This window comes from Desulfobulbaceae bacterium (assembly GCA_015231515.1).
GTDB lineage: Bacteria > Desulfobacterota > Desulfobulbia > Desulfobulbales > VMSU01 > JADGBM01.
In genome coordinates, this window is sequence record JADGBM010000095.1 from 1 (window position 1) to 11138 (window position 11138).

Sequence of the window (11138 nt, forward strand, 5' to 3'; positions counted from 1 at the left end):
TGATACCCTTCAATTGAAAGAGAGTGGTAGGCATCCTCTTGATAAATCTCTTGAATATCTCCGAGCCTATTTTCCGCGCCGCTTTTTAGCCCTGGTTCTCTTGGCATAATTGCCAACACGCGCTCTCGCATCGAAAACCACATCATTCTGATCCGGCCGGCATATGGGGATGCCGATCGCAGCGAGCCAAGTACAGGCGCATATTCCTCAAAGGGATTTTTCACTTCGAGATGATAGCCGGCTGCGATTAGATCATTTTTGATCTGATCGGAATTCGCCTTTTCCCCAAAATATTCATAGGCGCCAATAATTCGTTCGGCAGCTGAAATTGCTTCCGTTCCCAAAGTGCATCTTGAAATTGCAGCTATTGATAACGAAGAAAGCTTCAGCACAATCTCGATATTTCGGGGGTTCTTTCGATAATAAGCCGGCGGGATTCGACAAAGAGCTAAAGGCAGCGGCATTATTGTTACGCCATTCCAAACTTCAAGCTGTTTTGGGAAATTTTTTACATCTGTAATCAATAGCAGTGAACTGCCATGAGGCAACAAAACCGTTGTATTACTTGCCTTCTTTGTATGTACAACAATTTGTTCCGGAATTGTTGTGTCTCCGGCGTGCAGATTCAAGGAAGCCTCTGGAGACACGCAAAACCCATCTTCTCCAAATCTTCCGATCAGATACTGTTTTATAAAACCCCAAAAAACTCCATACCAGGCGGTGTTTCCAACCGCTTCAGGAGCAGAAAGTACGTACCATCCTTTTATAATCTCAACCAGCCAACCAGCATCTGTAAGTATTTCTCTATGTTTTCGCTTGAGCAGAGAGGAGTTGATTATGCCGTCTTGCGATACCTTCCTTGCAGCCTTTAATGATTCAGCCAAGGCTTTCTGTGGGTTTTTTCGTATCGTCGCCATCTTGTTGCCCTGAATAGAATTTGTCCCTCAAATTGCAAAGGATACAAATCGCTAGAAATTAATGCAATGTTTAATTAGATTTTGATGTCGCTGCAAATTAGAAATAGGAGGTTATCTGAGCAGTTCGCGGCGCTGATAAAGCGGGTAGGAGATCGGGTCCTGATTGTTGTAAGCGATTCTCTTACGGCGGGGCTTGTCCAGCAGATAATAGCGAACCGTCACCTCCAGTTCTCGCCGGGCGGCAAAATCCTCCGGTTTGAGGCTGAAAACGTAGCGCTGCTGGTCACCCATTGCAAGCCCTGGTTCAGAGGGTTATGGTCTCCCGATCCATCATTTCAGAGGCAATGGTCGGGATATGGATTATCTTCACCCCTTCCACCAGATCATTTTCGGTGATGTTATAGGTCTTGGCGCAGGCGCCGCACAGATACATCGGTACTTTCTCTTCCAGCAGCATCGGGAAAAGATCGCGAACCGGCGCGAAATTTCGGCCTTCAATCGTTTCCGCCACTCCTTTCTTGGCAAGCATGGCGCCCTCGAAAATAAAAAAGATGATCAGATCCGCGTCCTCGCTAATCAAGGATGCGGCCAGAGCGATGGCGGCGTTGGCGCGGTCCTGGTCGTCGGTGGCATGGGTGATACTTAAAACAAATTTCTTGCTCATATGGGTCTCCTTGTTAAAAAACCAGATTCATGTCCGCCGGGATAACGATATCGATTTTTTACAAGTCCTTTCAGAAAGACCTCGTCCGTTGAAAATTTGCTTATTGCCCGGTTGCTACCTGATACCACATACGCAGACCGGTGATCGCGATGATCACCGCGATGGCGTAGCGCAGATGTTTGGTATCGGTTTTTTTGCTGACCCGGCCGCCAATCTGAGCGCCTGGAATGGTGCCGATGACCAGGGCAAGCGCATAGGGCCAGATAATCTGGCCAGTCAAAGCCTTGCCGATGGTACCCATCACCGCCCCGAAGAACACGATGCCCAGGGTGCTGCCAATGACAATGCGAGTGGGGATGTTGAGGATATAAATCATGGCTGGAATATAGACAAAGGCGCCGGGCGCTCCGACCATACCGCCGAAAATGCCGATGGCCAGACTCAACCCAGCTGCCAGTGGCTTGTTATACTCCAGTTCTTCCGGCTTGATGTCGCTGCCCTGCTCCCGCTTAGGGATAAACATGACGATTGCCGCAATAACTGCCATGGTCGCAAAAATGGCGAGTAAAAAGGAGCTTTGAAGATATTTAGAAAAAAGCGATCCGCCGAGATTGCCCAAGGCGTTGCACAGCCCCATGGTAATCAGCAGGGATTTGCTCACGAACTTGTTTTTGTGGTGTACGATCAGCCCCGAGAGTGAAGCCGACAGCACCTGAACCATGCTGATCGCCGCCACCATTTTCATGTCAAGCTGACCGACACCCACCAGAGGCGGTACATAAAGCAGCAGCGGGATCATGAAGATCGCGCCGCCCAGACCCAGCAGTCCGGACAGAAAACCGCCACCTAAACCGAGCGCGACAAGCAAGCCAAGAAACATGAAATCCATAGAACTCTCCTTATTAAGAGTATTTATTTACCGAACAATCGCCCAATAATTCCTTTACCGCCTTCAAGTTCGGGCTCCGGCAGGCCCAGAGATCGGCAGATGGCCGCCTCCACCACCTGATCATCCACGTCCTTGCCCTCGGTGACAATCTCGTCACCGACCATGATGGCAGGCGCCACCGGCAAATCAAGGGCGAAATATTCGTCAGTCAGATACTCAGCCTTGGGTCTGGAGTTCACTTCGATTTCAATGTCGTATTTATTGCCCAACCTGGGCAGCATCTTGTTGAAGTGCTTTCAGGGCGCACCGTTGGGTTCATTCAAGAAAAAACGTACTTTCAGCATGAAAAGTTCTCCTTTATTGAAATTTTGCCATTGATTGCAGAAACTTGTCCGGTGCCATAAACTCAACCAGTCTGAGATCTGGGCGCTCGCGGCCATTTCTGTCAAGAAAGACGATGGTGGGGACTCCTTTAACATCATAGTCTTTGACTAATTGCTGATATGCGGGGTTGTCACCGGCAGTTAAATCGATCTTGACCATGACGAAATCTGTCGATTTCTTGACAACCGCCGGATCGTGAAAGGTGATTTCATCCAGTTCACGACAGGGCGCACACCAGGTCGCGTAGAAATCCAGAATAACCGGCCGACGCTCACCTCTTGCCTGTTCGAGAAGAGCTGGACTGTATGTCTGCCAAGCAACTCCGGGTCCAAGCAAGGCCCAGGATGACACCAGAAAAACGGCCAGGCCGATGCCGGCAAGGCCCACCGCCTTTTTGATCCAGGCAAAGGCCTTAAAAGCGGCGGTGCTGCGGTCAAGCCAGCCGAGATGAAGGCCGCCAGCCACCGCCACCGTGCTGTATAAGGCAACAACCATTGGTTTAGTCAAAAGGGGACGCAGAAAATAGGCGGCCATGCCGACCAGCACCCAGCCCATGAATTTTCTGACCCAGTTCATCCACTCCCCGGAGCGGGGCAGTTTTTCCAGCCTTCCGGCAAACATGGCGAGAATAAAGAGGGGCAGGCCAAGACCGAGACTCAAGGTAAAAAAGACGGTAAAGCCGAAAACCGGGTCAGCTGTACCGGCCACCCAGGTCAACAGGCCAAGCACGAAGGGCCCGAGACAGGGGGCGGCCACCACACCAAGGGTCATGCCCATGAAAAAGGTGCCGAAATAGCCGGTATAGTTTTTGGAGGCGGCCCGGGTCAGGCCAGCGGGAAGACGTAGCTCCCAGAAGCCGAAGAGGCTGCTGGCAAAGACCAGCAGCACCGTGGCAACACCAATCACCACCCAGGGGTTCTGTAACATTGCACCCATGAGCCCGCCGGTCATGGCCGCCGCCACCCCGAGAACCGAATTGGTGACGGCCAGGCCGGTGATGTAAAAAAAACCGTGGGCAAAAAGAACGCTGCGGGCCTGATCGCCGCGACCGCCAAAATAGGAGACAGTGATGGGAATCAGCGGATAGACGCAAGGGGTAAGGTTCAGCGCCATACCGCCTAAGAAAATGCCGGCCAGGGTCATGAGCAGTGTCAAGCCCTGCATGCCACCCGCTGTTGCCGGGGACGGGGCAGGCCCCCTGACGCTTCCGGGGGTGGAGACAGTGGCTATAGGCAGCCCGTTTGCCTCCCATTCAGGCAAGCCGAGAGGATCACGATATACAGTATCATAACCAAGCGAGACAGCCACCCGGGCTGCCGAGTCACTGCGGACTCAGGACAGGCCCGCTCAGTAAAAGACGATGTGTTTGTGTTTGTCTGGACCAAGAAACTGCTCCAGGGCTCCGCGCCGGGTGAGACGTGCCAGCCAGGTCGGTTCCATGGAAAAATTCAGTGCCCCGGTAATATGTCCTGCCGCATACTCCCAATCCTGACGAGTATCCACCAGCAGCACGCCGGCGGAATTCTGCTGAATCAGATCCCGCAGGTCGTTGGTGGTGATCAGCCGGTAACCACCCTGTTTTGCCTCTTGACGCACCTGTTCCATGTCGGCGGCAAAGGCCTTTGGCGCCATCAGCCCAACGGTGATTGCGAGGCATAAAAGCAGGATCAAACGCCACGAATTTTTCATCATTGCCCTCCTTCTGGTTTGCCCTGCCGGTTGCTTTTGGCCAGCAGAAAATCTGCGCCGCTTTTTGAAAGGCCCAGATGGGCGGCAAGTTCCCCTGCCTCAGCCAAAGGGTTTTGCTGGAGATACAAGGCCACTTCCTCTTCCAGCTCTTCCAGCCAGCTCTCGAAAAGACCCAGGATCGCGGGGTCGGCAACTGCCATCAGCTGTTTTGATTGCGCCACCTTATGTACCAGGGTCTGACACATCTGCGTTGGGTCGACACCTTCGCCCATGCATTCGGCAAGTCAGAGATGGACCATGCTGGACACCTTGTCCCTTTGGCCCTCTTCAAGCAGTCCGGTCACAAAACCAACTCGGGCATCTTCGTCAAGATGAGAGAGAATTTTTTTGAGTTCCGGGGTCAGTGCCGCCACGGCCTCACCGGGCTCCATTCGGCCAAATATGTTCTGGAGTTCTTTCATCGTTCACCCTGTACGTATCAATTTTAAAAAGTAGTTCGGTTAGCCAGCAGGTTTGCCGCCAACTCATTTAATTCCGTTAGAATTGACACGATGCGACGATCGGTCAGTTCGTAAAAAATAAAGGGCCCATTACGCTCAACAGTCACCAGCAGCGTGCGTTTAAGTTCTTTGAGGTGGTGAGAAACAAGGGGCTGCGACAAGCCAAGCTCCTCGACAACCCGGGATACGGATTTTTTTCCTGCCGCCAGACTGAGAATAATCCGCAAACGATTTTCATCAGCCAGAGCCTTGGCAATAAAGGCGGCATCACGATAGCCTGAGTGTAGTAAATCTTCTGGGCTGGTATGGTTTTCCAATCGCCTTCCTATTCAATTCGAGTTGAGTCTGTCGGCCAAAACATATAAACATATATTTATATTGTAGGCCTAAAAGTCAAGGTTTTTTTATGTGGGCAGCATATTTAGGCTAATGGTGCTGTAATGAAATTGGATAAAAGCACAAGATGTTTCTTAACGGCCTTTAACTATGTGGTAAGGTTCCGATAAATCTCAGGCATTCGCAGGGGCAGCTGAGCCAACTTGTCAATAAAGATATAGTTCACCTCGCCGTACATGTGAGCCATATAGCTATGGGCCTCCTTGTCTACCGTTATACAAAAGGGGTGAATACCTGCATTTTTGGCCTCGATGAGGGCGTGGCGCGTGTCTTCGATGGCGTATAGCCCTTTGTAGCCGTCATAATCTTCAGGCTTGCCGTCCGACAGGGTGATAAGTAGTCGTATTTTGCCTTCGGTATTTTCAAGGATGTGGGAAGCATGGCGAATGGCCGGTGCCATCCGGGTGTACTCCTTAGGTGAGATGCCGGCAATTTTGTTCTTTACCGCCTCACCATAGGGCTCATCAAATTTCTTGACCGTAAAAAGTTCACTTCTCGTCCGGCGCATTCCAGAAAATCCGTAAATTGCATAGCGATCACCCAATACAGCCAACGACTCACTCATGAGAATAAGCGCTTCCTTGAGGGCAGTGCTGACCCAGCCTTCTGTTGATGAAGACATATCGACCAGAAACAGGGCGGCAATCTGCCGGTCGTTTCTTTGCAGGCGTATGAAAAGCCGCTCCGAGGGCGGCAATCCGGCCCTGGTATCTGAAACAGAATCAATGAGTGCATCAAGATCAATCTCATCACCTTCCCGTTGGCGCTTTTCAAATTTCTCCTGAATACTCATCATTTCAAACTGCCGCCGCAGGTTGACCAACAACCCCTTATGCTTGCGAAGAGTATTTTCTACAAACGTTCCATAGGCCGGTTGAACCTCTTTCATAAACACCTTGCACCAGTTTTTCCGATACCCTGCCCGACGATAATCCCACTCATCATAGACGGCTTCACCAGTCACCGGCTTGGAAGCATCATCACCCTGCCCACCGTCGTCACTTTCATCAAATAGATCACCTGCTCGACCAACCGCACCGGCAATGAAATCTCCAGGAATCTTGCCAAACTCTTTAAACACCTCGCGAGCCCTTGCCGAAAGTTCCTCGGACAGGTCAAACTCCATCGTACCGATCCTAAATACCTCCTGATCCGCGTTTAAATCCTCCTCTTCAATATCACCATGTTCAGCGACCATTGCCAAGAGTGTCCCCGCACCCTGCTCTGGGCTTTGACCGGCTGGGCTCTGGTGTTCTTCTGGCTCGGTGTTCTTCAGTTCATCATAAATTTGTGTTCCTAAAGCCTGCATAAAACTGTTTTTAAGTTCCTCCCGGCGGAGATCAATCTGGATCTGGGCCTCGGCAAAGCAGAGTTTGCCTATAAACGGCAAACATAACTCCGCTGCGTAACTCCCGTGCAAACAAGCACATTGTTTATACAAGGTTTGCGTGCATTTCAGGCTATCCCAAACAGATTGGGCATGGTCATAATGATCTGCCAGACAATCGGTTGTCGCCGACTTGGCAGAAGAACTCTCTGGATACGTCTGGATGCTGGACAACAGCCATTGCTCCAGGTCAGCAACAAAACGGTTCTGATCGTTTCCCTTGCGCTTGTGATCTCCATTCTCTATCGGAAGAAGCTTCTGCATATCATTCATGAGCCCCGGATACTCTTTATGGAGTGCGGCACAAATACGGGCAGACTCTGCAAGCAAAAACAGATCCTGCGCCAAGGCAGGGTTATCAAATTTCTTAAAAAAATCTCCGTACTCCAACGGCACGTCATCATTGAAACCAAGTTCATTTATTGTTGACGAGGGGAATCGGTAGGTTCCGAGAATATCAAGATGCAGCAGAAAGGTGACGGTGAACTTATAGAACAGAAACCCTTTATCAGGAGTGTCAAAATCGGTAACTTCAGCGGGTAAACCGATGGTTTCGGTATCAAAAAAGGGATGGCGGCCAGATGTTAATTTAACATCTCTCCCCAAAATGCTGCGAGCATAAAGCAAAAGCCTGGCTTCGCAATCCTCAAGGCGAATACCGCCCTGACCACGAATCTGGCAGAGATACTTGTCCTCGACCTCCTCCATAAACAACTGAGCCTGACGCAGACCGTCAGCTTCATAGACATCGAGAATGGCCTTTACCCACTCTTTATACTGTGAAGGCTTGAGGCAGGATCCCGCCTTAACGGCCTGATCGACAAAGGCAAGAAACAGGGCGTAACTCACTGGCCAGATAACCGGCAAGCTGCTCATGATCTCCCGTAAGATCTCCTTCGGAACGTCCACCAGCTTTTCAGCCAGTTCCTCTCGCTCCCAGTCGCTGATCTCAGCGCCAAGCATGGAATCCAGCGCTAGGCTGATTTTGTTACTGTCCATATCTGATTGCTCAATTGATAAGTGCGGCTTTAAACCTTAATTGAAGCTGTGACACCTTTATACATTTTTTTCTCTTCAGAAAATCCCCCTAAGTCCCCTTTCAAAAGGGGGATTGAGGGGGATTTCTTTATTTAGAAATGGGAATTCATCGAGTCTTTAATTCCTTCCCGAAATATTATTGGGGATCACTTAAAAAATTGCCGATGCCATCTCGCTTATAGATATTTGCAGCTCATGATCATCGGTCAATGTTTCGGTGATGGCCACTTGACACGCTTTTCGTGGAGCTATTCCACTTTTTATCAATAGACCAGCGTGGATAAGCAGCCTGGTGCTCGCCCCCTCCTGTAGTCCGGCATCTTTAAGTTCACGGGTCATACGGCCAAAGCGAACAAGGCTCGCCGCAGTATCTGGTGCAATAGCGCCCTCGGATGAAACAATCTCGTTCTCAAGATCCTGAGAAGGGTAGCCGAACTCAATGGAGATAAAGCGCTGCCTGGTCGACTGCTTAAGGTCTTTTAAGACACTCTGGTAACCGGGATTATATGATACCGCCAGCATGAACTGCGGCGGGGCCAGCAGCAGTTCCCCCAACTTCTCGATGGGAAGTTCCCGCCTGTCATCAGCCAGCGGGTGAATGACAACCATGGTGTCTTTTCTGGCTTCAACAATTTCATCAAGATAACAAATTGCTCCTGCTCTCGCTGCCGAAGTCAGGGGGCCATCCATCCAGACAGCCTCGCCACCTTTGAGCAGATAACGGCCAACCAGATCACTGGTCGACAGATCATCATGACACGATACGGTTATCAAGGGACGCCCAAGCTTCCAGGCCAGATGCTGCATAAAGCGGGTCTTGCCACAGCCGGTCGGCCCTTTTAATAGAAGTGGGATTTGATTGCTGTAGGCAGCTTGAGCTATCTGCAGCTCATCGCCCTGACTCAGGTAAAATGGTTCCACCTTGATTAGATGCTGATTCAATTTCGCACTGGTAATTTCCATGGGGTCCTCTATAATGAAGGTGTTTCATATATTTTTTCTTTACCAAAATTTTAAGAATTATTACTACTAACACTATGATTGAGCGGGACACCTGTCAACTGTATGTACTGATTATCTCTTGAAAAGGACGGACCATGCCAAGGAACTCCCCTTTTAAAAATTTGTTGATGATCTTTACAAAGCCTTAAAGGAAGCCGAGAGAGTTTTGACCAGCAAGGGACAACTTATTGTCGCCTTTGTCGATAGAGATAAAAATGGACATGGCGAAGGGGCCTTTGTCGTAATAGGCTGCACCAAGGGTTGAATAGTTGTGAAAATGAAGTGAAAAATCACCTTGCCTTTGAACAGCAAAAAAAATTATTATTACTCTAAGATCAGTGCTCTCGCCTTGTCTAAGACCCCAAGATTGACGGCTGATTTTTGTGATGGCACGATCTTCCCAGAAGCGCCCTTATCAACACCTTCAGCTTGCGACAGGACACAAAACATGTCATACAGGCCTGACCCAGGAGCTAAACATTGCAGTCAGATCCGGACACTGGCTATTCTGCTGCTGTCAATTTGTTCTCTGCTAACCTCACCCACGACTACTTCTGCCAAACAGCAACCGCCTCATATCCTTTTGTTAAACTCATACCATGAAGGGTACAAGGGAACAGATGATATTGTTCGCGGCTTTCGAGCCGTAATTGAAGAGGCTTTTCCAGATGCCACCATCAAGACCGAATATTTGGATTCAAAATATTACTCCGGCGCCGAATACGACGAAACTCTGCACCAGCTACTGAGCTCTAAATTTAAAAACCATCATTTTGAGCTTATTGTTGCTGCCGATGATTATGCCTTTAACATCGTCGAAAAATATTACGAAGATCTTTTCCCACAGCGCCCTGTCATTTTTTGCGGCACCAACGCCTTTGATATTAATCGCCTGAACGGCAAAGAGCGTTTTGTTGGTGTTGATGAGCGACCAAGTTTTAAGGAAAGCATTAACCTTATTTTCAGTTTGCGGCCTCAAACCAAGCGTATTGTTGTTATCCATGACGAGTCAATAACAGGGCAACTTAACGCTGAAGCCTTTCGCTCAGAGGCCAGCAATTTCAGTGCAAAGGCAGAATTTGAATATCTTGCCGGACTTTCCCTGGAAACTCTCATTGACCGCATACAAAAACTTTCTCCGGACACGGCGGCCTTCTATTTTGCCTCTTTTGTGAATATGAGCAATGGCAGGCAATATAGCAGCGGAGAGGCCTTGGAGATTCTGGCCGCCAACAGTCCTGTGCCAATTTTTGGTGGCTGGGAGTTCAGCCTTAACCACGGCATCATCGGCGGCAAATTGATCAATCTTGTCGAACATGGCTCACTGGCAGGGCGTATTGCAGTGGATATCCTCAAGGGAAAATCTCCGACATCAATGACCAAGCTTTTTCCGAGCCCGAATTCATTCATGTTTGACGACAAAGAGTTAAAGCGTTTTCAGATAGAAGATGCCCTGCTGCCGGCCAAAAGCACCATTATCAATCGGCCGCCAACCTTTTATCAGAAAAATCGCGCCGAGATATTTATTACACTCTCCTCTGTACTTGCCATCATTGTCATCAGCTCCTTTCTGGCCATTTACAAAAGCAGATCACGCCTTCAAATGGCCTATCAGGAACAGCTTAAAACTGAAAGGGTTTTGCTGGATTTTCAGCGCGAACTGACACAAGCCTTTTCCGAAATCAAGATTCTACAGGGAATACTGCCTATCTGTTCTTTTTGCAAAAACATTCGAAACGATGAAGGCTATTATGAGCAGATAGAAGGCTATATTCACAAACATTCAGGGGTGGATTTCAGCCATACTATCTGTCCGACTTGTTTGAAAAAACATTACCCCGAAGAGTCTGATGCTATTATGCAAAAAGGTGTCTGAAATCAGCCCTGCCGACACGGACTATGACCCACTTCCTATCATTTCTCATTCCTGACCCCATTTCACCGAGATCAGCAAATCCATTTGCCCTGATTAGTTCGCTATGGTAGATTTTGAGTTTTTTGTTATTTTCTAGTGTCAAGGCGAATATATACTGCGCTGCCATCTCATCTAACTATTACCTGATTGTGAGACCACTATGTCCAGCACCGCTTCATCATCTACTTTACCAGTCAGGTACGATCCCTTTTTATTCGACGGCGAAGAGCTGCAGAACATTGCTTTCCATGGTAGCCCGAAGTAAAAGTCATTACCGTGCATCTACCGTTACCTGTGCTACAATAATTTTAACTGGAGACCAACGATGCTTTTTCAAACCGCCGGAATCGAAGTCTC

The 11138-nt window shown here is 49.2% G+C and carries 13 protein-coding genes; 1 reads left to right on the forward strand and 12 read right to left on the reverse strand.

All coding sequences use genetic code 11. The annotated features are described in order from the left end of the window. From HQK80_12650 to HQK80_12705, 12 genes are all read right to left on the reverse strand, one after another. Positions 1-917, reverse strand: a 917-nt coding sequence (locus HQK80_12650) for a cell filamentation protein Fic (GenBank protein ID MBF0223053.1), incomplete at its 3' end; no start/stop codon positions are given. A 111-nt stretch (positions 918-1028) separates the two neighbouring features. Continuing rightward, positions 1029-1208, reverse strand: a complete 180-nt coding sequence (locus HQK80_12655) for a hypothetical protein (protein MBF0223054.1) — start codon at positions 1206-1208, stop codon at positions 1029-1031. Between the two features lie 13 nt (positions 1209-1221). Continuing rightward, the gene (locus HQK80_12660) at positions 1222-1581 is read right to left on the reverse strand and encodes a DsrE family protein (protein ID MBF0223055.1); all 360 of its coding nucleotides are present in this window, start codon (positions 1579-1581) and stop codon (positions 1222-1224) included. 100 nt (positions 1582-1681) lie between these two features. Next, complete coding sequence (locus HQK80_12665) at positions 1682-2461, reverse strand: sulfite exporter TauE/SafE family protein (GenBank protein MBF0223056.1); 780 nt, start codon at positions 2459-2461, stop codon at positions 1682-1684. Positions 2462-2493: 32 nt separating this feature from the next. Next, complete coding sequence (locus HQK80_12670) at positions 2494-2751, reverse strand: hypothetical protein (protein ID MBF0223057.1); 258 nt, start codon at positions 2749-2751, stop codon at positions 2494-2496. Positions 2752-2827: 76 nt separating this feature from the next. Further along, the gene (locus tag HQK80_12675; protein MBF0223058.1) at positions 2828-4162 is read right to left on the reverse strand and encodes a thioredoxin family protein; all 1335 of its coding nucleotides are present in this window, start codon (positions 4160-4162) and stop codon (positions 2828-2830) included. Positions 4163-4201: 39 nt separating this feature from the next. Next, positions 4202-4546 (reverse strand): rhodanese-like domain-containing protein, encoded by a 345-nt coding sequence (locus tag HQK80_12680; GenBank protein ID MBF0223059.1) that lies wholly within the window; start codon positions 4544-4546, stop codon positions 4202-4204. After that, entirely contained in the window at positions 4543-4788 is a 246-nt protein-coding gene (locus HQK80_12685; GenBank protein MBF0223060.1) for a hypothetical protein, read from the reverse strand. Before HQK80_12685 ends, HQK80_12680 begins: the two co-directional genes overlap by 4 nt. Positions 4789-4827: 39 nt before the next feature. Beyond that, on the reverse strand, positions 4828-5004 hold the full coding sequence (locus tag HQK80_12690; protein MBF0223061.1) for a hypothetical protein: 177 nt from the start codon (positions 5002-5004) through the stop codon (positions 4828-4830). Positions 5005-5027: 23 nt separating this feature from the next. Then, positions 5028-5360, reverse strand: coding sequence for a winged helix-turn-helix transcriptional regulator (locus HQK80_12695; GenBank protein MBF0223062.1), 333 nt, complete (start codon positions 5358-5360; stop codon positions 5028-5030). A gap of 167 nt (positions 5361-5527) precedes the next feature. After that, positions 5528-7825, reverse strand: a complete 2298-nt coding sequence (locus HQK80_12700; protein ID MBF0223063.1) for a VWA domain-containing protein — start codon at positions 7823-7825, stop codon at positions 5528-5530. A 189-nt stretch (positions 7826-8014) separates the two neighbouring features. Next, positions 8015-8827, reverse strand: coding sequence for a CbbQ/NirQ/NorQ/GpvN family protein (locus HQK80_12705; protein MBF0223064.1), 813 nt, complete (start codon positions 8825-8827; stop codon positions 8015-8017). Positions 8828-9314: 487 nt separating this feature from the next. Here HQK80_12705 and HQK80_12710 point away from each other — a divergent pair, with 487 nt between their 5' ends. Next, positions 9315-10742 (forward strand): hypothetical protein, encoded by a 1428-nt coding sequence (locus HQK80_12710; GenBank protein ID MBF0223065.1) that lies wholly within the window; start codon positions 9315-9317, stop codon positions 10740-10742. Positions 10743-11138: the final 396 nt, after the last annotated feature.